At 70.3% G+C, this 24762-nt stretch carries 18 protein-coding genes; 11 read left to right on the top strand and 7 right to left on the bottom strand.

Going from position 1 to position 24762, the window contains the following annotated elements; translation table 11 throughout:
• Window positions 1–4 precede the first annotated feature (4 nt).
• Entirely contained in the window at window positions 5–1021 is a 1017-nt protein-coding gene (locus tag ACFU8W_RS17785) for a hypothetical protein (protein ID WP_384037712.1), read from the bottom strand.
• A 68-nt stretch (window positions 1022–1089) separates the two neighbouring features.
• Window positions 1090–1905 carry an ArsR/SmtB family transcription factor gene (locus ACFU8W_RS17780; RefSeq protein ID WP_384037709.1) on the bottom strand — a complete coding sequence of 272 codons (816 nt, stop codon included), beginning with the start codon at window positions 1903–1905 and terminating at the stop codon, window positions 1090–1092.
• 369 nt (window positions 1906–2274) lie between these two features.
• Here ACFU8W_RS17780 and ACFU8W_RS17775 point away from each other — a divergent pair, with 369 nt between their 5' ends.
• The 8 genes from ACFU8W_RS17775 to ACFU8W_RS17740 all read left to right on the top strand — a co-directional run bounded on the left by ACFU8W_RS17775 (window position 2275) and on the right by ACFU8W_RS17740 (window position 11663).
• Entirely contained in the window at window positions 2275–4680 is a 2406-nt protein-coding gene (locus ACFU8W_RS17775) for an endonuclease/exonuclease/phosphatase family protein (RefSeq protein ID WP_384037706.1), read from the top strand.
• A gap of 81 nt (window positions 4681–4761) precedes the next feature.
• Window positions 4762–6558 carry a glycoside hydrolase family 127 protein gene (locus tag ACFU8W_RS17770; RefSeq protein WP_384037704.1) on the top strand — a complete coding sequence of 599 codons (1797 nt, stop codon included), beginning with the start codon at window positions 4762–4764 and terminating at the stop codon, window positions 6556–6558.
• 343 nt (window positions 6559–6901) lie between these two features.
• Complete coding sequence (locus ACFU8W_RS17765) at window positions 6902–7633, top strand: nitroreductase family protein (protein ID WP_384037701.1); 732 nt, start codon at window positions 6902–6904, stop codon at window positions 7631–7633.
• A 39-nt stretch (window positions 7634–7672) separates the two neighbouring features.
• The gene (locus ACFU8W_RS17760; RefSeq protein WP_384037698.1) at window positions 7673–8374 is read left to right on the top strand and encodes an IclR family transcriptional regulator; all 702 of its coding nucleotides are present in this window, start codon (window positions 7673–7675) and stop codon (window positions 8372–8374) included.
• A 223-nt stretch (window positions 8375–8597) separates the two neighbouring features.
• Window positions 8598–9077: a hypothetical protein gene (locus ACFU8W_RS17755; protein ID WP_384037696.1), complete on the top strand. Its 480-nt coding sequence runs from the start codon at window positions 8598–8600 to the stop codon at window positions 9075–9077.
• A 45-nt stretch (window positions 9078–9122) separates the two neighbouring features.
• Entirely contained in the window at window positions 9123–9221 is a 99-nt protein-coding gene (locus ACFU8W_RS17750) for a hypothetical protein (RefSeq protein ID WP_384037693.1), read from the top strand.
• Window positions 9222–9434: 213 nt separating this feature from the next.
• Window positions 9435–10997, top strand: coding sequence for a peptidoglycan-binding protein (locus ACFU8W_RS17745; protein WP_384037690.1), 1563 nt, complete (start codon window positions 9435–9437; stop codon window positions 10995–10997).
• A gap of 261 nt (window positions 10998–11258) precedes the next feature.
• Window positions 11259–11663, top strand: a complete 405-nt coding sequence (locus ACFU8W_RS17740) for a DUF3291 domain-containing protein (RefSeq protein ID WP_384037687.1) — start codon at window positions 11259–11261, stop codon at window positions 11661–11663.
• 8 nt (window positions 11664–11671) lie between these two features.
• Here the strand turns inward: ACFU8W_RS17740 and ACFU8W_RS17735 are convergent, their stop codons facing one another.
• Window positions 11672–12241 (bottom strand): SMI1/KNR4 family protein, encoded by a 570-nt coding sequence (locus ACFU8W_RS17735; RefSeq protein ID WP_384037685.1) that lies wholly within the window; start codon window positions 12239–12241, stop codon window positions 11672–11674.
• 89 nt (window positions 12242–12330) lie between these two features.
• Between ACFU8W_RS17735 and ACFU8W_RS17730 the strand changes: the two genes are divergently transcribed.
• The 3 genes from ACFU8W_RS17730 to ACFU8W_RS17720 all read left to right on the top strand — a co-directional run bounded on the left by ACFU8W_RS17730 (window position 12331) and on the right by ACFU8W_RS17720 (window position 15073).
• Window positions 12331–13371, top strand: coding sequence for a hypothetical protein (locus ACFU8W_RS17730; protein WP_384037831.1), 1041 nt, complete (start codon window positions 12331–12333; stop codon window positions 13369–13371).
• A 46-nt stretch (window positions 13372–13417) separates the two neighbouring features.
• Window positions 13418–13570 carry a hypothetical protein gene (locus tag ACFU8W_RS17725; protein ID WP_384037682.1) on the top strand — a complete coding sequence of 51 codons (153 nt, stop codon included), beginning with the start codon at window positions 13418–13420 and terminating at the stop codon, window positions 13568–13570.
• Between the two features lie 282 nt (window positions 13571–13852).
• Complete coding sequence (locus ACFU8W_RS17720) at window positions 13853–15073, top strand: MFS transporter (RefSeq protein ID WP_384037679.1); 1221 nt, start codon at window positions 13853–13855, stop codon at window positions 15071–15073.
• 359 nt (window positions 15074–15432) lie between these two features.
• On the opposite strand, the gene ACFU8W_RS17715 is transcribed toward ACFU8W_RS17720, so the two are convergent.
• The 4 genes from ACFU8W_RS17715 to pucD all read right to left on the bottom strand — a co-directional run bounded on the left by ACFU8W_RS17715 (window position 15433) and on the right by pucD (window position 24761).
• Complete coding sequence (locus ACFU8W_RS17715; protein ID WP_384037677.1) at window positions 15433–19098, bottom strand: S8 family serine peptidase; 3666 nt, start codon at window positions 19096–19098, stop codon at window positions 15433–15435.
• 326 nt (window positions 19099–19424) lie between these two features.
• Entirely contained in the window at window positions 19425–20576 is a 1152-nt protein-coding gene (locus ACFU8W_RS17710) for an XdhC family protein (RefSeq protein WP_384037672.1), read from the bottom strand.
• A 37-nt stretch (window positions 20577–20613) separates the two neighbouring features.
• The gene (locus tag ACFU8W_RS17705; RefSeq protein WP_345513936.1) at window positions 20614–22080 is read right to left on the bottom strand and encodes an NCS2 family permease; all 1467 of its coding nucleotides are present in this window, start codon (window positions 22078–22080) and stop codon (window positions 20614–20616) included.
• A 296-nt stretch (window positions 22081–22376) separates the two neighbouring features.
• Window positions 22377–24761, bottom strand: a complete 2385-nt coding sequence (pucD, locus tag ACFU8W_RS17700) for a xanthine dehydrogenase subunit D (RefSeq protein ID WP_384037669.1) — start codon at window positions 24759–24761, stop codon at window positions 22377–22379.
• Between the last annotated feature and the right edge of the window lies 1 nt (window position 24762).

Below are 24762 nucleotides of genomic sequence, written 5' to 3'. Positions count from 1 at the left end.
AGGACTACTGCAGGGTCGTGACGGGCGGATGACCGTACGAGACGGTGCACCGGTAGACCTGGAGCGTGTACCCGCGGCCGACGGTCACCATCGTGGGGCAGTCCCAGTCGGGATACGGCGGCCGGCCCGTGTCGTCCCTGTCCTCGACAGGGCGCCAGCCAGTGCTCTCGCCGTCCCATTCGCTGCTGTCGACGGTGAGGAGGGGTTCGACCGGGGCACCGCAGTCGCAGCGGACCTCCATCGGGTCGCAGAAGGTCCAGGGGGCGGACCAGCCGCCGACCTTCCAGCCCGGGGCGACCGACAGATCGCCCCGGTAGCTCAGCCCCTGCCCCTCACCCTGTTGCTGCTCCTTCTCCCATGCGTATACGCGCTCGGTCAGCGCATGGTCCAGCTCATGGGCCGCCGGATACTCGACGACCCGCTCGGGGTGCAGGACGCACGGGGCAGGTACGTAGTCGTCGAGGCCGACGAAGTCCGGCGCGGGCGGGTCGGCGAGGACGTCCCGCACACTGCCGGACTGCCGCCACCGCAGGTGCACGGCCGACGGCGAGTCCTCGATCTCCGTGAACGGGCACCACAGCACCTGCAGCATGTCCGTGCCGTCGGGACAGGGGAGGTCGGGAACGTCCCGGGCGTAGAGCTGCGCCAGCGCGATCAGCGGCAGGGGCTCCGCCGGGAGCAGCGACGGGTCGTGTCCGGCGTGGATCCGGTCCACCACCGCCTGCTCGTCGGGGGTGAGCAGATTCGTCCGCGGTGGCCTGGGCCGCTGCCACGCCTGCGTGAGGATGCGGCGTAGTGTGCGCACGTCCTCCAACGTCGTGAGCCGGTGCGGGTGATGGTCGTCGGCGCAGACCGGCCAGGCCTCGTCGGCCGGCCACAGCAACGGACCGCCCACCGAGCTCTCGTGCACCGTGGGATCACCCGGGGACGGATGAAGCCGGGTGGCCGTCCGTGCCATGCCCGCCAGGGCCGGAAAGACCGAGGCCACATCCCAAGGGCGCGGCGGTGTCGTACGTGTCATGCTTCCCCTCCTCCTCGACAGCCCGCATCCAAGCACGCCTCACCGACAGCCGGTCCGGAGGACCTGACCTACTGATCCGGGTCGGAGACGAACCTGCCGCCCTCCAGCAGCGTCTTGAGCGTCGAGAGGATCATGATCCAGCCGTCGCTGACGCCTTCCAGCATCCTGCTGTCCGGGCTGTCGAAACCGTCGTGGGTGATGGTGAGCTTGATGCCCATCTCAGGCTCCTCGGCGGGCTCGATGTCGAAGGTGACCTTCGACCGCTCCTGGACCGCCTTCTCCCATTCCTCGTCCGAGGCGAAGCCGAACATCGCGCGGTGCATGGGCTGCAGGGTGTGCCAGGTGTACGAGAGCCGCTTGCCGGGCTCCGCCTCCAGGACCCGCTGGCCGACCTCCTCGAACTCGCCGTCCGGGTCCATCTTCCAGCGGACCGGCGCGCCGACCTCCCAGGTCGACTCGGGGCCGTAACCCCCCATGTAGATCTTGATGAACTCGGGGTCGATCAGCGCCTGGTAGAGCTTCTCGGCGGTGGTCTGGATGTAGGTGACGTAAACGAACTCGGGCTTGTCCATGACCGGTTGTCCTTCCAGCGTTTCCTTGAGACGGGAGAGCGCGGTCATCCGGCCGCGCTCGTACCGGCCGATCCAGCGGTCGGCCACTTCCTGGATGGGCACCGGGTTGAGGTAATGGAGCTTCTCCCGGCCCCTGCGGACGGTGGAGACCAGCACGGCGGACTCCAGGACCGCCAGATGCTTGCTCACGGCCTGCCGGCTCATGGCCAGCCCTTCGCTCAGCTCGCGCAGTGTCTGCCCGCCGCGCGCGTTGAGCCGGTCGAGGAGCTGTCGACGGCTGGGGTCGGCGAGCGCCTTGAATATCGCGTCCATCGCCGCCACCCCTCCCGCACCTCTCTGCCGTCCCGGTCCCACCTCACCATAGGCAACCTTTTGGTTGCCTGTCGAGCAGCGACCCGACCGGGTCTCCGACCTGAACAACCTCTGGAACGCCGACGATGTGCGCTTCGACCACCGCGCCCCGGGCCGTCCACCGGCGGGCACTGCGCGTTCCCCACCGTCCTCGGCCACTTCAGGATCAGTGACTTCAAGGTCAGCGAACTCGCGGTCCGGCGCAGGAGCCCGAGTGCGGACCCGGGGGTCGTCGGAGCGTTTTCCGGAATTAACCTCTGATGCCTTGTCACAGCAAGGTCTACGCGCATAGCTTGTGGCCCCTCATCACACTTTGAGGGGCAGCTCACCGTGCACATATCCAGACCTCGTTCCATCCTGCTGGCCGGCGCGGTCGCCGTGACCCTCTCGGCGACCGCGCTGCCTGCCGCTTTCGCGGCCCCGTCCTCGACCGCCGTGATCTCCGAGGTGTACGGGGGCGGGGGCAACTCGGGTGCGACGCTCACCCGCGACTTCGTCGAACTGGCCAATGCCGGCTCGGCCGCGTACGACCTCTCGGGCTTCAGCGTCCAGTACCTGCCCGGCACGCCGTCCGCAGGTTCGCTCTGGCAGGTCTCCGCGCTGACCGGGTCCGTCGCGCCCGGCGGCCGCTACCTGGTCGCCCAGGCCGCGGGCACCGGCGGCACCGTCGCCCTGCCCACGCCGGACGCGACCGGCACCGTGGCGATGTCCGCGACCAGCGGCACCGTCGCCCTCGTCTCCGGAACCACCCCGCTGACCTGCAAGACCGCGGCCGACTGCGCCGCCGACACGCGCATCGTGGACCTCGTCGGCTACGGCTCCGCGGTCGTGCGGGAGGGCAGTGGCCCGGCTACGGGTGCCTCCGCCACCGCCTCCGTGGCGCGCGGTACGTCCCTCGCCGACACCGACAACAACGCCGCAGACCTGTCCGCGGGCGCCCCGACACCGGTCAACGCGGCCGGTGAGACGTCCGGCGGATCAGGGCCCGGCGACCCCGGGAACCCGACCGAGCCCGGCACCGTCCGGGTGCACGACATCCAGGGCACCACCCGCGTCTCGCCGCTGAACGGCCAGTCGGTGACCGGGGTCCCCGGCATCGTCACCGGCGTGCGGACCACCGGTTCGCGCGGCTTCTGGATCCAGGACGCCACGCCGGACGCGGACGCCCGCACCAGCGAAGGTGTCTTCGTCTACACCGGCTCCACCGCACCGTCCGTCGCCGTGGGCGACTCCGTGCTGGTCAGCGGCAAGGTGGACGAGTACTACCCGTCGGCCACCACCCAGTCGATCACCGAGATCACCGCCCCCAGGGTCACGGTCCTGTCGTCGGGCAACGCGCTGCCCGCGCCGGTGGTGCTCGACGCGGCGTCCGTGCCCGACGCCTACGTCCCCTCGGCAGGTGGCGGTTCGGTCGACTCGCTGGCACTCGACCCGTCGACGTACGCCCTCGACCTGTACGAGTCGCTCGAAGGCTCCCGCGTACAGATCGCCGACACCCGGGTCACGGGTGCGACGACCGCGTACGACGAGGTCTGGGTGACGGTCAAGCCGAACGAGAACCCGACGCGGCGCGGCGGCACGCTCTACTCCTCGTACACCGACCAGAACACCGGTCGCATCAAGGTGATGTCGCTGGACACCACCCGCCCCTTCCCCGTCGCGAACGTGGGCGATGAGCTGTCCGGCACCACCACCGGTGTCATGGACTACGCCTCCTTCGGCGGCTACAACCTCCAGGCGACCGAACTGGGCACGGTCACCGATCACCACCTGCAGCGCGAGGTCACCCGGAAGCAGCGGGACAAGGAGCTCGCGGTCGCCACGTACAACGTGGAGAACCTGGACGCGCTCGACGAGCAGGCCAAGTTCGACACGCTCGCCGCGGGCGTCGCGGTCAACCTCTCCTCCCCCGACATCGTGTCGCTGGAGGAGATCCAGGACGACAACGGTGCCGTGAACGACGGCACCGTCGGCTCCGAGGCGACGCTCAAGCGGTTCACCGACGCGATCGTCGCGGCGGGCGGTCCGCAGTACGCATGGCGCTACATCGCCCCCGTGGACGGCAAGGACGGCGGCGAGCCCGGTGGCAACATTCGTAACGTCTTCCTCTTCAACCCCGAGCGCGTCGACTTCGTGGACCGTGCGGGCGGCGATGCGACCACCCCTGTGACCGCCGTCAGGACGAAGCAGGGCGTCACTCTGTCGGCGTCGCCCGGCCGCATCGCCCCGACCAACGACGCGTGGGCGGACAGCCGCAAGCCCCTGGTCGGCGAGTTCCGCTTCCACGGGAAGACGGTGTTCGTCATCGGCAACCACTTCGCCTCCAAGGGCGGCGACCAGCCCCTGCACGGCCGCTACCAGGAGCCGAAGCGCAGCTCGGAGACGAAGCGTGTCAAGCAGGCGACGGAGGTCAACACCTTCGTCAAGTCGCTGCTGGCGGCCGACAAGTCGGCGCAGGTCATCACCCTCGGGGACCTCAACGACTTCGCGTTCTCGCCGACGATGGACGCGCTGACCGACGGCCAGGTGCTCAAGCCGCTGATCACCACGCTGCCGGCGGGCGAGCAGTACAGCTATGTGTACGAGGGCAACTCGCAGACGCTGGACCACATCCTGACCAGCCCCGGCGTGCTCCGCTTCGACTACGACGTGGTGCACATCAACGCGGAGTTCGCCGACCAGGCGAGCGACCACGACCCGCAGGTCGTGCGCGTGGACGTGAACGCACCGAAGTGATCGCGTAAAGCCGGAGGGGGCTGACCGGTCGACGGGCGGCCCCCCTCTGTTCGACCGGTCGTATCGCTATCGTCCCCGCCCATGAGCGCCGGACCGATACGACCGAGCAGCACCGCGCACACCGTGCTGCATCCCGTCTCCCCTGCCCGGATCAGCGGCGGCTTCTGGGCCGCCCGTCGCCGTACCAACGCGGAGGTGAGCATCCCGCAGGGGCCCCGCAGGCTCGAAGAGGCCGGAAACCTGGGGAACCTGCGCGCGGCCGCGACCGGGGGCGGCGACTTCACCGGGGACTTCCCGTTCCAGGACTCCGACGTCCACAAGTGGCTGGAGGCGGCGTCCTGGCAACTGGCCGACCCCGACGCGGCGGGAGACGGCCGGCTCGCCTCCGACGTGGACCGGCTGACCGCGCTGCTCGGCGCGGCCCAGGACCCGGACGGCTATCTGCAGACGTACTACCAGGTCGCCCGCCCCGGGCTGCGGTGGCAGGAGCTGGACTGGGGCCATGAGCTCTACTGCGCCGGGCACCTCATCCAGGCGGCCGTGGCCCATCACCGTTCCACGGGCGGCCGCGAACTCCTCGCCATTGCTGAGAGGTTCGCCGCCCACATCGACTCCGTCTTCGGTACGGACCGGCGCGTCGACGGTGTCTGCGGGCACCCCGGGATCGAGACCGCGCTCGTCGAACTCCACCGGGAGACCGGCGAACGGCGCTGGCTGGAACTCGCCTCGTACTTCGTGGAGCGGCGCGGGCACGGACTCCTCGGCGACGGCGAGAAGAGCTTCCCCGGGTCCGCCTACTGGCAGGATCACACCCCGGTACGCGAGGCCGAGACCGTCACCGGGCACGCGGTCCGCCAGCTCTACCTCCTGGCGGGTGCCACCGATCTCGCCGCGGAGACCGGCGACCGCGGCCTGCGGGACGCGTCCGTGCGGCTGTGGGACGCCATGGTCGCGACGAAGACGTACCTCACGGGCGGGCTCGGCGCCCGGCACGAGCTGGAGTCGTTCGGCGACCCGTACGAACTGCCGCCGGACCGCGCGTACGCCGAGACGTGCGCCGCCATCGCATCCATCCAGTGGAGCTGGCGGCTGGCGCTGCTCACCGGCGAGGCCCGCTACTCGGATCTGATCGAGCGCACGCTCTTCAACGGATTCCTCGCCGGGGCGGGGCTCGACGGGGACAGCTGGCTGTATGTCAACCCGCTCCAGGTCCGCGAGGGGTACGAGGGCCACCGCGACGACCAGTCCGCTCGCCGCACCTCTTGGTTCCGGTGCGCCTGCTGCCCACCGAACGTGATGCGACTGCTGGCCTCGCTCCCGCACTACGTCGCGAGCACCGACGCCGGCCGGGAGGGCGTACAGCTGCACCAGTACGCGACGGGGACGTACGGGCCCGTGTCGGTGCGGACCGGCTACCCGTGGGACGGGCGCATCGCCGTGACCGCCGTCCGGCCCGGCACCTGGACGCTCTCCCTGCGCATCCCCGCCTGGTGTTCCGGCGCCACTCTGGACGGTGCACCCGTCGCTGCCGAGGCGGGCTGGCTGCGGGTGCGCCGCGACTGGCAGCCGGGCGAGGCCATCGTGCTCGATCTGCCGATGGAACCGCGGCTGACCCGCCCCGACCCGCGCGTCGACGCGGTGCGCGGCTGCGTCGCGATCGAGCGCGGGCCCCTCGTGTACTGCCTGGAGTCCGCCGACCAGACCCGACGCCTGGACGCGGTGGCCCTCGACCGGAACACCCCGCTCAGGGCCGAGCACCGCCCCGAACTGCTGGGCGGCGTCACCGTGGTGACGGCCGGTGAGCTGACCGCCGTGCCGTACGCGGTGTGGGCGAACCGGGGGGCCGGAGCCATGCGCGTATGGATCCCGACGGCGTAACCGGCCTGCTCCCGGCACGCCCCGGGTACCGGTGTGGGCATGTGCCGGAAGCACGGACGGGATCACCGGCCCGCCGACGTGCACGAGCGGCGGGAGCTGTCGGGCCTGCCGCGCCGTTGGATGTCGCTGGGTCCAGGATGGTGGTCGTCGGGCATTTCTCCGCCGAGCAGAAGGATGTCTCCGCGCTCGTGGACGCGGCCGCTGCCGAGCCGACGGCGCGGGGCGCGCAGGTGGCGGCGTCGTTGACGACGGTGAGATCCCTCGGCTCCGCACGGACGGGAGCCGGATGCCCCCGGCCAACGGGCCTCCCCCTGCGGGAGCTTCGCCCGTACACTCCGCGATCATGACCATCGAAACGGTTCAGACCGCCGAGTCCGCGACCGACGGACCCGCCCTCTTCGCAACGATGTCCACCATGCGCGCCATGCGCCGCCTCAAGTCGGATCCCGTGCCGGAGGAGACGCTGGAGCAGCTCGTACAGGCGGCCGTCTGGGCTCCCAGCGGCGGCAACATGCAGTGTTACGAGTACGTGGTGGTGACGGATCGGGAGGTGATGGCCCGTCTGGCGCCGCTGTGGAAGCGGTGTGTGGACGCCTATCTGGCGACCACCGGGAAGTACGCGCCGAAGGGCATGGACGACGCCGCCTACGGGCGGATGGTCGCCGCGATCGAGTACCAGCGTGACCACTTCGCCGATACGCCCGCGCTGATCGTCCCCTGTTACCGGTTCCCGGAGCCGCGGATCGAGGAGGAGGGACTGGTGGCCTACGCGCAGGCGCTCGGTCCGGCGGGGACCGAGCACATGATGAACACACAGACCCGGTTCCAGGCGCTCGCGGAGGGTTCCTGCGTCTACCCGGGTGTGCAGAACATCCTGTTGGCCGCGCGAGGGCTGGGGCTCGCGGCGAACATCACCATCTGGCATCTGATGCTGGAGCAGGAGTGGAAGGAAGCCCTCGGCATCCCGGAGGACATGCAGACCTTCGCCGCGATTCCGGTGGGGTGGCCGCAGGGCAACTTCGGGCCGGTGCGGCGGCGCCCGGTGGCCGACGTCATCCACCGAGACCGCTGGTAGGAACCGGGAACGGCCGACCCCGCGCCCTAGGATTGCCGGGTGAGCGACAAGCCGGTTCCCGACAGGACCTCCTCCCGCACCCCCGCGTCCCAGACCCTGGCCCGGGGTCTGACCACGCTCGGGCTGGTGGCCGGGACGCCGCACGGGCTCGCGGTGCAGGACGTGGCGGACCGCCTGGGCGTGCATCGCACTGTCGCGTACCGCATCCTGACCACCCTGGCGGAGTTCCGGCTGGTGTTCCGGGGCGCGGACGGCCGCTACCGGGCGGGGTCCGGCACCGCCGCGCTGGCGCGTGGCTATGCGGCCGGGATCCGGGAGGCGTCGCTGCCGGTGCTGCGGCGGACCGCCGACGAGCTGAGGGCCACGGTCGCGCTGATCGCCGCGGAGGGTGACGACGCGGTGGCGGTGGCGGTGGTGGAGCCGCAGTCGGTGGACTACCACCTCTCCTACCGGGTCGGCAGCCGCAACCCGATCGGGGTCGGCGCGGCCGGTCTGGCGCTGGCCTCGTTCCGGGCGCCGTCGCCGGACGATTCGGCCGAACTCGCCGAGGTGCGCGAGCGCGGGTACGCCATGACGTTCGGCCGGGTGGAGCCGGGCGCCTTCGGGGTGGCCGTGCCGCTGCGTTCGGCCGATCCGGCGATGCAGCTGTGCGTCAATCTGATCACCACCCGGGAAGAGGTGGCGCGCGCCTCGGTCACCGGCATGCTGGCCGCCGCCGATGAGCTCTCCCGTAGCGTCTGACCCAGGGGCTGTCCCGTCATCCCTGGAGGGCGCACGACGACAGCTACGGCTCGCCGCGTCGTCGGAACGCCCGAAGCCCAGTACGAGGACGCTCCGCCGCCTTGCGATACACCGCGTCCGACGCCGCGCGCAGTTCCGCCAGGGATTGACGGGACAGCCCTGAAGACCCTTCCCGCTGTCGCACGAGGGGCGACACACCGTCCGGCACCAGATCATGCGATTCGTGAACGGCAGCGGCACGCGGCCGGCCGAACTCGATCGCCGTACCGACGAATTCGACCGGCCGCGGCGGAACGGATTCACCCAGCCGCCCGTCGACACCGAACTCCTCAGGGGCTCAAGCCGGTTCGGCTCCGTCGACATCGCGTACGTGCTGCCCGCCCTGGAGATCATCGACCCCCGGATCGGGGACACCGGCGCGGGCGGCGCCGTGGCGTGGCGAACTCCCTTGCGGTGTACGAGGCGGGGGCCCGGCAGATCGACGGCACCCTGCGCGCGCCGGGCGCGGGCAATGCGCCGACGGAGATCGTGGTGCCGGTGCCGGAGCAGATGGGCGTACCCACCGGGGGACACCCAGCAGGTGCCGACCGCCGCCGAGGAGGTCGCCCGGCCGTTCATCCCGCGGCTGCCATACACCGACCGGGCGGCGGTCACGCAGGGGTACGCCGGGGTGTACCCCAGCTTCCTGCTGCATGCGGAATAGGCCGGCGAGCGGTACGGCGTCCCGGCGCACGAGATCCTGCGAAAGGTGAGCGAGGCAGGGTATGTCGGCGGTCAGGAAGACGTGATCATCGATGTCACGCTGCAGCTCGTCGCCGAGCGGGAGCGAGGCGTGACGCATATCTGACGCCAAGTCAATCCGCCCGGTGACCGGTTGCACGGTCGCCGGGCGGCTTGCTGCGTACTGGTCAACCCTGTTGGAGTGAAAGGGAGTTCGACACGCAGGTAAATGATTGTCATGCCCTGGACGCATAGATAGCCTGAGTCCGCTTCGCGGCCCTCGACCCACCCCACTCGGGTCCGGGGGCCGTTCTTTCTCCCCCACACAGCAGGAGCAGGTATGCCCAGACGCGTCGCAGCCCACACGAGGGGCCGCGCATCCGTGCTGGCGGCCCTCACCGCCACCGCGCTCGCCGCGACCGGCACGCCGGTCTTCGCCGCACCCCCTCCGGTCTCCGCCCGCCACTCCATGAACCAGGCGTTCGCGCAGGCGGCACGGGAGTTCGACGTACCGCGCGATCTGCTCGCCGCCGTCGGCTACAGCGAGACGCACCTCGACGGCCACGCCGGGCGCCCCAGTCAGGCGAACGGGTACGGCGTGATGCACCTGGTCAGCAACCCCGGGAACCACACACTGGAAAAGGCGGCCGCACTCACCGGCACGCCGCTGTCGAAGCTCCGTCAGGACACCGCGGCCAACATCCTCGGCGGCGCGGCCGTGCTGCGCGCGTACGCGGACCGCATCGGCCTCGACGGCGACGACCGCGACGACATCGACGCCTGGTACCCGGCCGTGGCGCAGTACAGCGGCACGACGGGCCGCGCCGCCGCCCTCTACGCCGACGCCGTCTACACGTTCCTCAAGAAAGGGATCGCCACCACCGTCCCCGGCGGCGAGCGGATCTCGGTGACCGCCCGCCCGGTCGCCCCGGAGAAGGGCACCTTCTCCGACAGCGAGGTACGCACCCAGAGCCCCGACTACCCGTCGGCGCTGTGGGTCCCGGCCGACCCGAACAACTTCACCCAGGGCCGGTCGACGCCGATCAGCAAGGTGATCATCCATGTCACGCAGGGGTCGTACTCGGGCTCGATCAACTGGTTCCAGGACCCCACGGCCGAGGTGAGCGCCCATTACGTGATCCGATCCTCCGACGGACAGATCACTCAGATGGTCCGCAACAGCGACACCGCGTACCACGCCCGGGGCTTGAACGCCTCGGCGCTCGGCATCGAGCACGAGGGGTTCATCGACGACCCGTCCTGGTTCACGGACACGATGTACCGCTCCTCGGCCGCCCTGACCAGCGCCCTGTGCGACAGGTACGGCATCCCGAAGGACCGGGCGCACATCATCGGCCACAGCGAGGCAGCGGGCAATGACCACACCGACCCGGGCCCGCACTGGGACTGGGCCCGCTACATGCGCTACGTCGGGGGCGACGACAGCGGCGGCAGCAGCAGTGACGGGCTGACCTTCGCCTCGTACGCCACCCAGCAGAGCGGATCGACGGGCGCCCAGGTCACGGCGGTGCAGAAGCTGCTGACCGCGCAGGGCTTCGACGCGGGCGCAGTGGACGGAAGCTTCGGCCCGGCCACACTGGCCGCGGTCAAGAAATTCCAGACGGCCCGTGGACTGCGCGCCGACGGCATCGTCGGCGGGAGCACCTGGACGGCGCTGCTGTCGGCCGGGACCGTGCCGACGCTCAAGCAGGGGGTCTCGGGTGCGGACGTGAAGCGGCTCCAGCGCTCGCTGACCGCGGCGCTCGGCGCGACCGTGGACGCCGACGGGAGCTTCGGTCCGGAAACGGTGACGGCGGTACGCACCTATCAGAGCGGCCACGGGCTGACGGTCGACGGGATCGTCGGCAGCGGCACCTGGGCGGCGCTGCAGGCAGGACGCTGACCGGGCAGAGACGCAGCAGACGCCGGTACGGGCGGTGTGGCGCGATTCCGCGCCGCACCGCCCGTCCGCATGTCACGCCCGGCCGACCGAGCGCCGTGGCCATCTCGGCGCCCCCCGGGGCCGCGGACCCCACCGCGCGCCTCGCCCCTCCCCCCGGTCCGGCGCCGCACGCGACTCCCGTCTCGCCTCGATACGGCATTGGGTAGTAGTACTATCCAAGTTGGATAGTGCCACTACCCAACCGTGAAGGTGAGACGTGCGATGCCCACTCTGCCCTGGGTGACTCCCCACCCCGCCCCGCACCACGGCCAGGTCGTCGTCATGGCCTCCCGCTTCGAGGTGCGCTCCCTCAAGGATGTACCGCGCTTCTTCCTGAAGTCGCTCTCCGCATGGCGTCAGGTGCGGTCCGCGCCCGGAGCCTTCGGCGCGTCCCTCATCGCCCAGCCCACGAAGCGCACCTTCTTCACCCTCTCCGCATGGGAGAGCCGTGACGCCCTCTACGCGTACGCCCGGACCGAACCGCATCGCGGCATCATGACCGGGCTGCGCCCGACCATGCGGAGCTCGACGTTCACGTTCTGGGAGGCTCCGGTCGAGCATCTGCCGGTCAGCTGGGCCGAGGCCAAGCGGCGCATCGCGGAACAGGAACAGCCCGCCGCGACCTGACACCTGCTCTACGCAGCGCCGGACTCGTCCTCCGGAGCGTCGAACCACGGCTTGTTCGCGGCCCAGTGCGCGACCCATCCCGCGAATCCCGGTTCACCGGTGGTGAAGCCGAACTCGGCACCGAACGGCAGGGCCCCCTCACCGGTGATGTGCCAGACATGACCGCGATGGGGTCCGGTGACGACGAGGTGCCAGTCCATGCCGCAGCCATCGGTGCCCAGGACGATCGAGCCATGACCGAAGACCTGGTCGAGGAGCGGTTCGAGCTCCTCCTCCGGGCGGTCGTCGTCCTCCCACACCCATGCCTCCGTCAACGGGAACGGCTCGGCCAGGCACCGCTCGTCCTCTGCCTCCCTTCCGTCGTCCGGTATCTCGGCCAGCGGTACGAGGCCGTAGTCCGGCGGCCCCACGTACGAACCGTCGGAGATCTCCGCGACGAAGGTGCGGTACGGCTCCGGCAGGACGATGCCGTGCTCCGCCTCGAAGGCACGCACCCGGTCCCAGCCGAGGGGGTCCCCGGTCTCGAAGGCTGCGCGAAGTGCGGCCAGTTCCGCGGGGTGGGCATGTTCGGTCTTCATGTACCCATAGATACCAGCAGACACCGACAACGCCCCTGCCGGCCGTGTTGACTGCTCCCGGCAACCGGACGCCGTCGAGGAGGACCGTGGTGAAAGTCGGAGCGGCACGATCCGCCGCGACCCGATGGGTCGCCGAGCACGCCCGCCCCGAACCCGACTTCCGCGGTGCGTACTTCAGCGGATCCACCGTCGGACTGCCGAACGACGCCGAACTGCCACCGTCCTCCGATGTCGACATCGTCGTCGTCCTCGCCGGGGACGAACCGCCGGTCAAACCCGGCAAGCTCCGCTTCCGGGGCGCCCTGCTGGAGGTCACCTATGTGGCCTGGGCGGATCTCTCCTCGGCGGACGCGGTCCTCGCCTCGTACCACCTGGCGGGCAGCTTCCGTCACGACACGGTCATCGCCGACCCCACCGGCCGGCTGCGCGCCCTGCACACAGCCGTCTCACCACGGTTCGCGGAACGGCCGTGGGTCCGCCGCCGGTGCGAGGACGCCCTCCACCGCATCGAGTCCCGGCTCGCCGCGTTCGACACCTCCCTACCGTTCCACGAGCAGGTGACCGGCTGGCTGTTCCCCACCGGGGTGACCACCCACGTCCTGCTGGTCGCCGCACTGCGCAATCCCACCGTCCGACTGCGCTATCTCGCCGCCCGCGAGGTACTGACCGAGTACGGGCACCCGTCCTTCTACTCGGAACTCCTGGAACTCCTGGGCTGCGCCCGGCTCTCCGTCCCCACTGTCCGGCAGCACCTGACCGAACTGACCCGCACCTTCGATGCCGCGGCCGCGGTCGCCAGGACGCCGTTCTTCTTCAGCAGCGACCTCACCGCGCAGGCACGGCCGATCGCCGTCGACGGAAGCCGGCTGCTCGTCGACCGGGGCGACCACCGTGAAGCGGTCTTCTGGATCATCGCGACCTTCGCCCGCTGCCACACCGTCCTGGCCGCGGACGCGCCCGGGCTGCACACCGCGCGCATGCCGGCCTTCCGCGCCGCAGTCGCCGATCTCGGCATCACGTCCACCGGCGACCTCCTGCGCCGCGGCGCGGAGGTCGGCCGGTTCCTGCCCCGGCTGCGACGGACCGCCGAGGAGATCCTGGAGAGTGCGTCAGGCGGACGGTCCGCCTGACGCCCGCCGCGCCGCCTGAGCATGGTGATCCAGGATCCGCGCCAAGATGGCGACGTGGTGCGCGGCGAACATCGCGAGCCTGGAGACCGTGCACTGCGGTCCGGCCGGTCACCTGGCGCCGGAGGACCAGTCGGAGGCGATCGCCATGGCACTCACCTCGTGGGCGGAGCGGCACGGGTTCGGTTCGAGCGCCGGATGAGCCGGTGCAACGGCCGCACGGCGGACGTCGGCCGAGCCATGTGCCGCTCGCCGGCCTCCTGTTGGCGCCGCGACCGGCAATGCTTGCCCGGAAGGAGCGTGCGTGCTGGGCGGCGCGACGGGGCAAAGCCCGCCACGAGGGGCCTTAGGATTGCTCGCATGTTCCTCCTCTGTGCGTAGGACCCCGTACTGACCGCGCCCGTCACTCCGGGTGCGGCACTCCGGTGTCCCGTGACGCACACAGCGCGCCAGGTCCGCGCTGCCTTCCCGAGGAACGATCCTCATGCTTTCGCCTTCGCCCACGCCCTCTCGCGCTCCCTCGTACGCAACGGTCCTGCGTACCCGTCATGCCTCCCGCACCTTCGGCGCCGCGCTGCTGGGTCGGCTGTCGTACGGGATGATCTCCCTCTCCCTGATGCTGGCGGTCAAGGACGCCACCGGCTCGTACTCCGTGGCGGGCGCCGTCATGGCCCTGTTCGGGGCGACCAGCGTCTTCCTCTCCCCCGCCCGTGCCGCGCTGATCGACCGGTACGGGCCACGACGCGCACTGCCGCCGATGGCCATCGCATATGCGCTGCTCCTCTCGGTCCTGGCCCACGTCACCTGGCAGCCCGGTGCGTCGGGGGTCCGGCTGGGAGCCTTGGCCGTGACCGCCGGCGCCTGCACACCACCCCTGGGACCCGTGATGCGGACCCTGTGGAAAGGCCTCGTGCCCGACCGGGAACTGCTCCGGCGCGCCTACAGCCTGGACGGTGTGGCCGAGGAACTCCTCTTCGTCACCGGACCGTTGCTGGTGGGTCTGCTGGTGAAGTTCGCCGAACCCGCGGCCGGTGTGGCGGTCAGTGCCGCGCTGGTGCTGGTCGGGACATCGACCCTGGTGGCGTCTCCGGCACTGCGCGATACGGGCGTCCGCCGGCCGAGGACGAAGCCACTTTCTGCGGCACCGTCCAGGAAACGGCTGTTCGGCGTGGCCGGGTTGCGGCACGCGGCGGCGGTCGCGGCCGGTGTCGGGCTGTGCCTGGGGGCGCTGGACCTGCTGGTGGTGGCCTTCGCCGACCGGCACGGCCAGGATGCGGCCGTGGCCTGGGTGCTGGCGGCGCTCTCCGCAGGGAGCGCGGTCGGCGGCCTGGCCTACGGCGCCGTCTCGTGGCGCGCGTCGAGTCGGCTGCGGCTGGCGGCACTTGCCGTCGCCCTGGGGCTTTCCCTGCTCGCGACCGGACTGTCGCCGAACGTGTACGTGCTGGTCGGCACGGTCGCCGTCGCCGGGCTGTTCGTCGCCCCGGCCCTGACCACGGCGTATCTGATCGCGGACGAGTCCGTCGACGCGGGCAGCCGTACGCAGGCCGGCGCGTGGGTCAACACCGCGGTCAATGCCGGGTCCTCGGGCGGAACAGCCGTGGTCGGTCCGATGCTGGGGCACCTGCCGCTCGCGGCATGCTTCGCCCTCGCCGCGGCACCGGTGCTGCTCTGCGCGGCGTTCACGGTCGGCGGCGCCCGCCGTTGAGGTCCCCCGCCCGCAGGCACGCGCCACGTCAGATCGTGCGCAGGCGGGTCCGAGATCGTTCGGCAGATGACGCCCTGTCGTCTGCGGCATCGTCGATCACGACCTGCCGCGATGTCGTTGCCGGTCTCGCAGGGCTGCCGCTCCGTCCGATGACCTCGACCTGCTGCGGGTCAGGAGCCGTCCACGCCCGACGCCTGCCGTCGTCAGTGCGACGAGCACGGCGGACGCCTGTCGACGAGGTGATCGGAGGCATGAGGAAAGGTGGCTCCACACCCCTGTCGGGGGTGCGGAGCCACCTCGTGGAAGTCCTCCGGAGCACTCTCAGGAGGAACTGCCGGCAGATCGGTTCAGGCGGCAGGTCACTTCAGACCGAACGCCCGGACGATCTCCTGGTCGATGCCGAGCCCGTTCCCGTCCTCGGCGTGCGCCTTGAGGGAGACGAAGCCGCCGGCCTTCTCGGGCGTCTTGAACCGCGCGGTCCAGTTGCCCTCGGAGGTCTTGCGCAGCTCGGTCGCACTCCAGGTGCTGCCGTCGTCGTAACTGACCGACAGGGAGGCGTTCTTGGCCTTCACTGCACCGTCGAGCCACTCCTGCGTGCCGGAGGAGAGACCGACCTCGGTCCACTTGCCGGCCTCGACGTCACCGGCGAGATCGGTGGCGACCTTGTAGTCCATCTGGAGCAGCGGGATGTCGGCCTGCCAGGGACCGTTCTGGTCCATCTGGCCCGAGACGAAGTTCCACTCGGTGTGCGTGCGGGTGGATGTCTTCCACACGTCGCCGTCGCGGGTGGAGTCGAGGACGAAGCGGTACGGCAGCTTCTCCGGCGACACGTCCCAGGCGAATCCGGCCCGGCCTGCGACCTTCTTGATCAGTGTGTCGCCCTGGTAGAAGCGGGTGGTGGTGGTGTCGTACTCGTCCTCGGGCATGGCGCCCGAGTGGCCCGCGCCCGAGTCCGTCCACGGGGTGAAGTTGAACTGTATGTCGTTGTAGACGGAACGGAACGGACCCCAGTAGCCGGTGCCCAGACGCGGGCGGCTGATCGGCGCGAACCACTGGGCGGGGTAGGTGCGGCCCGCCGTGTAGTCCATGTCGCCGCTGCGCATCTCGTGCGCGAAGCCGGTCTCGGTGGAGTTGAGGACCGAGTGGTCCTCGTACCAGAAGGAGGCGCCCGGAAGCGGGGTGACCCACTCGTCGCGGGTGCCGGGGAACTTCTCGTACTCCGTGAAGCCGATGCCGAAACCGTAGTCCGGAATGTCGTAGCGGTAGCCCCCGCCGAGCACGGCCTTGTGGCCGTAGAAGGTGTTCTCCACCTTCGCCAGCTGGGAGGTCGTCGGGGCGAACGCGAGCGAGCGGTCCGGGACGGTGCCGTTGTGGCGGTCGACCAGGTCGTACAGGTACCGGGCGAACCTGCGCTGGGTCATGGTGAGCTTCTCGCCCCGCGTGGCCGCCTTGATCAGGGACTCGCCGGCCAGTTGCTGGACCGAGGCGACCGGGATGGTGGTCGTGGTGCCGTACTCGGTGTACCGCTCCATCGCCACACCGGGACCGTCGTTGGCGACGAAGAGAGCCTTGGCGCCCGCGGCAAGCGCGTTGGTGAGCCTCTCGGCCGCGGAGACCGTGTCGCTGCGGCGGACCACGACAGCCTTGCCCTTGACGTCCAGGCCCCGGTAGTCGGTCTCGGCACCGTTGCCCGCGAAGACACCGGTCAGGTTCTGGCTGCTGTCCTCGGCGACGGGCGAACCGCCCTGCACGACGACCGGCACATCACGGCCGTCGACCGACAGGTCGATCTGCTTCTCGCCCTGGCGCCAGCGGGTCAGGAAGCTGAAGCTGCCCTGGGTGACCTTCTTGGTGGGGCCTGCCCACAGCTGGTCGTACATCAGCGGGATCTGGTACGCGTCGCGCTGGACGACACCGTTCGGTGCGGTGCGTGCCATGTCGTAGCGCAGTTGCCGGGTCTCGGTCTCCTTCGGCGTCTTCACGCTGACCTTGTGGGCCTTGGAGGCGTCGAGGGTGACGGTGGTCGGCTTGTCGAGGATCGTCTCGGGGGCCGCGAGGAAGGCGATGGCCTTCGAGTCGGCGCGATCACCTGCGATGTCGGCGGCGGTCCAGGCGGTGTAGTTGCCCGGGGGCAGCCGCAGCGTGGTCTCGCCGGACACCGCGACGACGTTCAGGTTCTGGTCGCCCAGCAGGCCGAGGACGACGTAGCCGTCCATCGGCTCGCCCGCGCGGTCACGGAGCTTGAGCGTGAGGTCGTAGAGCTCCTGCTCCTTGTTCAGGGCGAAGCCGGTGTGCGCGACCGTCGTACCCGCCGCGTCCTTGGCGATGACCTGACCGGAGAACGTGGTGTCGCTCGGAACCTTCGCCGGGTCCAAGGAGAGCACGGCCTCGGCGGTGGAACCGGCCGGGACGGTGAGCTCGGACGTGGAGAGCGTGTACGCGGCCGAGTCCGTGTCGGTGGCCAGCTTCAGCGTGACGTCCTCGGTACCGGTGTTGCGGTACGTGATCTTCCGCTCGGCAACCGGGTCGGAGGCGCTGTGCGGCCAGTCGTACGAGGCGACCGCGACGGAGCCGGTGGCCTCGATCGTCGTGTCGATCGCCGCCTTCACATCGAGCCGGCCGGTGCCCTGCTCGTACGGGGTGTAGTCGGGCAGCCGCTTGGACGAGCTCATCAGCGCGTCCTTGATGCGCTGACCGGACCAGTCGGGGTGACGCTGCTTCAGAATCGCCGCGGCGCCCGCGACGTGCGGGGTCGCCATCGACGTACCGGACATCTGCCGGTACATGCCGCTGACGCCGGGGACCGCCTGCGAGGCGGCGGCGTTGATGTTCACTCCGGGGGCGGACAGGTCGGGCTTCAGCCCGTACGACCGGGTCAGCGGGCCCATGGAGGAGAAGCCCGCGCGAGCGTCCTGCTTGTCGACGGCGGCGACGGTGAGCGCCTTGTCGGCAGAGCCGGGCGAACCGATGGTGCCCGCGCCGTACGCGTTGCCGGCGGCGATCACGAACAGCGGACCACCGTCCGCCGAGAGGGTGTCGACCGCCTGCGACATCGGATCGGTGCCGTCGTCCGGGATGCTGGAGCCGAGGCTCATGGAGACGACGTCGGCACCTTCGGCCTTCGCCCACTCCATGGCGGCGATGATCCCGGAGTCCTCACCGGAGCCCTCGTTGCCGAGGACCTTGCCGATGATCAGGTCCGCACCCGGGGCCACCCCCTTGTTGACGCCGTCCGACGCGGCGCCGGAGCCCGCGATGGTGGAGGCGACGTGGGTGCCGTGGCCGTGCTTGTCGAGGACTCCCTGGCCGGGCACGAAGCTCTTGGACTCGAGGATGCGGTCCTTGACGTCCGGGTGTGTCGGGTCGATGCCGGTGTCGAGGACGGCGACCTTGGTGCCCTTGCCGTCGTACCCCTCGGCCCAGGCCTGTGGGGCGTTCACCTGCGGAACCGAGTCCTTCAGCGAGGCCTCGACGCGGCCGTCGAGCCACAGCTTGGCGATGCCGTTGTCCAGCGACCGGGCGGTGGGCGTACGCGTGATGTCGTTCCAGAAGGAGCGAGTGGTGTCCTTGTCGGCCTTCAGCGCGACACCGTGGATGCTGTCGAGCCGACGGACCGTCTCGGCGCCACGGGGCGCGGCGGGCAGCGAACGGGCCTTGCTCGCCGGGTAGGTGGCGATCAGCGGGATGCCGCCGGTCTTCTTGTCGTCGTAGCCCATCGTGGCGAGGGTCGAGACATTGAACAGCCGCCGGTCCAGCTTCCCGGAGGCGATGAGGGCGTTCGCCTCGTCGGGCAGAACGTAGATGTCGTCGCCGGCCTGCTGTACATGCACACCGCCGACCGCTCCGTCGGGTCGGTCCACGGTGACGGTGTCCTGTTTGCCGACGCCGTCCGTGTAGTGGACGACATCACCGGTGACCAAGGTGATGTCGTACTGGTGGACGGGGGTCCGGGAGTGTCCGGTGGCCTCGGGTGCGGCCTGGGCTGCCGATGCGGAACCTGCCGCGGGCAGCAGGGTGCCACTCACGAGAGCGACCGAGGTCGCTATGAGCAAGGCCCTGCGTCCCGCGCGCGCGGGTCTCGCCCGGCCGGAAGCGGAGAAGGCTGTGAATGTCATGGGGTTGATCTACCGGCACATTCGCACCCACGTCTGCGTCTATTTCTGGCGGGATGCCGCCGTGGCGGCATCCCGCCCTTCCGGGAATTCCGGTTGGCATCCCCAACTACCCCCTGTTTTCCGTACTTTGAACCGACCGGCAGTCGAGCGTCGGGGTGTGCGAGGGCGTGCCGGGAGCATCGGACCGGGTCACGCAGGAGAGGGCAGCACCGGCGACCACCGCGGCAGGCGGCGGGTCAGGCCACCGAGGAGATGCGGCCCGCCGCCGGCCGGCCGGCCTCGTGGTGGATCGGGGTGTGTGCGCCGGTGAGCGGGACGCCGCTGCCGCCACGCCGGTCGGCGACGATCTCGGCGGCGATGGAGAGCGCGGTCTCCTCGGGGGTACGTGCTCCGAGGTCGAGGCCGATCGGCGAGTGCAGCCGGGCGAGTTCGAGTTCGGTGACGCCGACCGCGCGCAGCCGGTCGTTGCGTTCCAGATGGGTGCGGCGCGAGCCCATCGCACCGATGTACGCGACCGGGAGCTTCAGCGCCATTTCCAGCAGCGGAACATCGAACTTGGCGTCATGGGTGAGCACGCAGAGCACGGTGCGCGCGTCGACGGCCGTCGACGCGAGGTAGCGGTGCGGCCAGTCGACGACGATCTCGTCGGCGTCGGGAAAGCGTGCCGCCGTGGCGAAGACGGGGCGGGCGTCGCACACGGTGACGTGGTAGCCGAGGAATGTGCCGGCCCTGACCAGGGCGGCGGCGAAGTCGATGGCCCCGAAGACGATCATCCTGGGCGGCGGGACGCTCGATTCGACGAGCAGGGCGAGGGGGCGGCCGCAGCGTGAGCCCTCGGCGCCGATGGTCACGGGGCCGGTGCGGCCCGCGTCCAGCATGGCGCGGGCCTCGGCCGCGGCGGTGCGGTCCAGCTCGGGGTGTCCGCCGAGCCCACCTTCGTACGAACCGTCGGGGTGGACGAGTTGGGGGCGGCCGAGGAGTTCGGCGGGGCCGTCGGTGATCCGTACCACCGCCGCCGCCCGTCCTGCCGCCGCGGCGGCGAGCGCGGCGGCGAACACCGGGTGTGCGGGGTCGTCCGCGCGGACCGGTGTCACCAGGATGTCGATGATGCCGCCGCAGGTCAGACCGACCGCGAAGGCGTCCTCGTCGCTGTAGCCGAACTGCTCCCGTACGGTGATGCCGTCATCGAGGGCCTGTTGGCACAGCTCGTACACCGCACCCTCCACACACCCGCCGGAAACCGAACCGATCGCGTTGCCGTCGCGGTCGACGGCGAGGGCGGCTCCCGGCTGCCGGGGTGCGCTCCCGCCGACCGCCACGACCGTGGCGACGGCGAACTCGCGTCCCTGCCCGACCCACCGGTGAAGCTCTTCGGCGATGTCCAGCATGGCGTGTCTCCTTAAGCGCGGTGTGGAGGGGAGGGGGTCAGTTGACGCCCAGCCAGTTCTCGATCGGGTGCAGGGCGAAGTAGATGACGAAGATCACCGTGAGGCCCCACATGAAGCCGCCGATCTCCCGGGCCCTGCCCTGGGCCGCCTTGATGGCCACGTAGGAGACGACACCGGCTGCGACACCGGTGGTGATGGTGTAGGTGAAGGGCATCAGGACCACCGTCAGGAAGACCGGGATCGCGACGGCGCGATCGCTCCAGTCCACATGACGGGCGTTCTGCATCATCATCGCTCCGATGACGACCAGGGCGGCGGAAGCCACCTCGGCGGGCACGATCGCGGTGAGCGGGGTGAAGAAAAGACAGGCCGCGAAGAAGAGTCCGGTGACGACGGAGGCGAGGCCGGTGCGGGCACCTTCGCCGACGCCGGTCGCCGACTCGACGAACACGGTCTGACCGGAGCCTCCGGCGACGCCGCCGATCGCACCGCCTGCGCCGTCGATGAACAGCGCCTTGGACAGGCCGGGCATCCGGCCCTTGTCGTCGGCGAGCCCGGCCTCCGTGCCGACGCCGATGATGGTGGCCATCGCGTCGAAGAAGCCGGCGAGCACGAGAGTGAAGACGATGAAGCCGACAGTCATCGCGCCGACGTCGCCCCAGCCGCCGAAATCGACGTTCCCGAAGAGCGAGAAGTCCGGCGAGGAGACCGCGCTGCCCTTGAGCTCCGGCGCACCGCTGTACCAGGCCTTGGGGTCGATGTCGCCGACGGTGTTGATGACCATGGCGATCAGGGTGCCGACGACGATGCCGATGAGGATCGCACCGGGGATGTTGCGCGCCTGCAGCATGAAGATCAGCAACAGGGTCACGCAGAAGATCAGCACCGGCCAGCCGGCCAGTTCACCGGTCAGGCCGAGAGAGACGGGACCGCCGCCGGGAGCCGGGTTCTCGTGCACGAATCCGGCCTTGACGAGGCCGATCAGGGCGATGAAGAGGCCGATGCCCATCGTGATGCCGTGCTTCAGCGGGAGCGGGATCGCATTCATGATCAGCTCACGCAGACCGGTGACCACCAGGAGGCAGATCACCAGGCCGTACATCACGCACATGCCCATGGCCTGCGGCCAGGTCATTTCGGGGGCGACCTGCGACGAGAGGACGCCGGAGACACTGAGCCCGGCCGCGAGCGCGAGGGGCACCCTGCCGACGAAGCCCATCAGCAGGGTGGTCGCGGCCGCGGCGAGCGCGGTGGCGGTGATCAGTCCCGGCCGGCTGAGCAGATGTCCTTCGACGTCCTTGCCGCCGAGGATGAGCGGGTTGAGCAGGAGGATGTACGCCATGGCCATGAAGGTCGTGACGCCGCCGCGCACTTCGCGCGCAACCGTGGATCCACGCTCGGATATGTGAAAGTACCGGTCGAGCCAGGATCTGCCGGCGGGGATGCGCGAGCCGGGGCCCGCCTCCTCCGCGGTGGTCCTGGGCTCCACTGACTGCTGGGTCATGATGCCTGACTCCCAAGGTTCACAGGGACACCCGCGATGGAGACTCGTGATGCGGGATTTGGGATGACTGCTTGGCTGCACGACCCGGGGGACGGCCCGAGACGAACTGTTCATGCAGAGTGGATGTGCGGGTACTGCGGGTTTCCGGCCGAGCGGTAACGCGGCTGCGGTACCGCTCGGCAGGGCCGCGGACCGCGAGCGGTGCGGTACACGAGGTCTCCGGGTGGTGCGGGCGGCGGACGTGTGACGTTCCTGGGAGGCACGCACCGCCCGGAGAGTCCGGCGGGAGCTGTCGATCAGGTGCCGGTGAGGTGCTCGGGGCGCACCGGCGTCCTGTTCAGCTCCAGACCCGTCGCGTTCCGGATCGCCGCGAGGACGGCCGGGGTCGACGACAGGGTCGGGGCCTCGCCGATGCCACGGAGCCCGTACGGGGCGTGGTCGTCGGCGAGTTCGAGCACATCGACCGGGATGGTCGGCGTGTCGAGGATGGTGGGGATCAGGTAGTCCGTGAAGGACGGGTTGCGTACCTTCGCGGTCTTCGGGTCGACGATGATCTCCTCCATGACGGCGACACCCAGCCCCTGGGTGGTGCCGCCCTGGATCTGTCCTTCGACGGACAGCGGGTTGAGAGCCTTGCCGACGTCCTGGGCGCAGGCCAGTTCGATGACCTTGACCAGACCGAGTTCGGTGTCGACCTCGACGACCGCGCGGTGCGCGGCGAAGGAGTACTGGACGTGACCGTTGCCCTGGCCGGTGCGCAGGTCGAACGCCTCGGTGGGCCGGTGGCGCCACTCCAGCTCGATGTCGACCGCCTCGTCCTCCAGTACGTCGGCCAGATCGGCCAGTACCTCGCCGCCGTCGGTGACGACCTTGCCGTCCTCGAGGAGCAGCTCGGCGGTGGCCCAGGCGGGGTGGTACGTGCCGAACTTGCGGCGGCCGATCTCCAGGACCTTCTCGCGGACGGCCTCGCAGGAGTGCTTCACGGCGCCACCGGTGACATATGTCTGCCGGGAGGCCGAGGTGGATCCGGCCGAGCCGACCTGGGTGTCGGCCGGGTGGATGGTGACCTGAGCGACGCCGAGCTCGGTGCGGGCGATCTGGGCGTGGACGGTGACGCCGCCCTGCCCGACTTCCGCCATCGCGGTGTGCACGGTGACGACCGGTTCGCCACCGACGATCTCCATGCGGACCCGGGCGGTCGAGTAGTCGTCGAAGCCCTCGGAGAAGCCGACGTTCTTGATGCCGACCGCGTAGCCGATGCCGCGTACGACGCCTTCGCCGTGGGTGGTGTTGGACAGACCTCCGGGCAGTGCCCGTACGTCGGCCTGCTCGCCGGCGACCTCCCACTGGCGCTCGGGCGGCAGCGGCCGGGCCTTGACCCGGCGCAGCAGCTCGGCGACGGGGGCCGGTGAGTCGACGACCTGTCCTGTCGGCAGGAGGGTGCCCTGCTCCATGGCGTTGAGCTGCCTGAACTCGACGGGATCCATGCCCAGTTCGGCGGCGAGCTTGTCCATCTGCGCCTCGTACGCGAAGCACGCCTGGACCGCGCCGAAGCCGCGCATGGCGCCGCACGGCGGATTGTTGGTGTAGAGCGCGATCGCTTCGATGTCGACGTCGTCGATGACGTACGGGCCGACGGAGAGCGAGGAGGCGTTGCCGACGACGGCCGGGGAGGCGGAGGCGTAGGCGCCGCCGTCCAGCACGATGCGGCACTTCATGTGGGTGAGTTTGCCGTCGCGGGTCGCACCGTGCTCGTACCAGAGCTTCGCGGGGTGGCGGTGAACGTGTCCGAAGAAGGACTCGAACCGGTTGTAGACGATCTTGACCGGCTTGCCGGTACGGAGCGCCAGCAGGCAGGCGTGGATCTGCATCGACAGGTCCTCGCGGCCGCCGAAGGCGCCGCCGACGCCGGAGAGCGTCATGCGGACCTTGTCCTCGGGCAGGCCGAGGACGGGGGCGATCTGGCGGAGATCGGAGTGCAGCCACTGCGTGGCGACGTACAGATCGACGCCGCCGTCCTCGGCGGGGACCGCCAGGCCGGACTCGGGGCCGAGGAAGGCCTGGTCCTGCATGCCGAAGACGTACTCGCCGCTGACGATCACATCGGCACGGGCCGCGGCGGCGTCCGCGTCACCGCGGACGATGGGCTGGCGGTGGACGATGTTCGGGTGCGGGACGTGCCCGGCGTGGTGGTCGCTCCGGCCCTCGTGGACGAGGATCGCGTCGGGTGCGGTGGCGGAGGCCTCGTCGGTGATGACGGGCAGCTCGCGGTAGTCGATCCTGATCTTCGCGGCGGCACGGCGGGCCGTCTCCGGGTGGTCGGCGGCGACGAGCGCCACCGGTTCGCCGTGGTGACGGACCTTGCCGTGGGCGAGAACGGGGGTGTCCTGGATCTCCAGGCCGTAGTTCTTCACCGAGGTCGGCAGGTCGTCGTAGGTGAGCACGGCATGGACGCCGGAGGTGGCGAGCGCCTCGGAGGTGTCGATCGAGACGATCTCGGCGTGCGCGACCGTGGAGCGCAGCGTGTGGCCCCAGAGCATGTCCTCGTGCCACATGTCCGAGGAGTACGCGAACTCGCCGGTGACCTTCAGGATGCCGTCGGGGCGGAGCGTGGACTCGCCGATGCCGCCCCTGGTGCGGGTGCCCTGGTGGATGTTGGTGGGGGAGCCGGTAACGCCCATC

Origin of the sequence: Streptomyces sp. NPDC057565 (assembly GCF_042801455.1) — a bacterium.
In the GTDB taxonomy this organism is placed as follows: Bacteria; Actinomycetota; Actinomycetes; order Streptomycetales; family Streptomycetaceae; genus Streptomyces; species Streptomyces yanii.
Note: the sequence above shows the minus strand (reverse complement) of the source record. Positions and strands in the feature narration are given on the sequence as shown.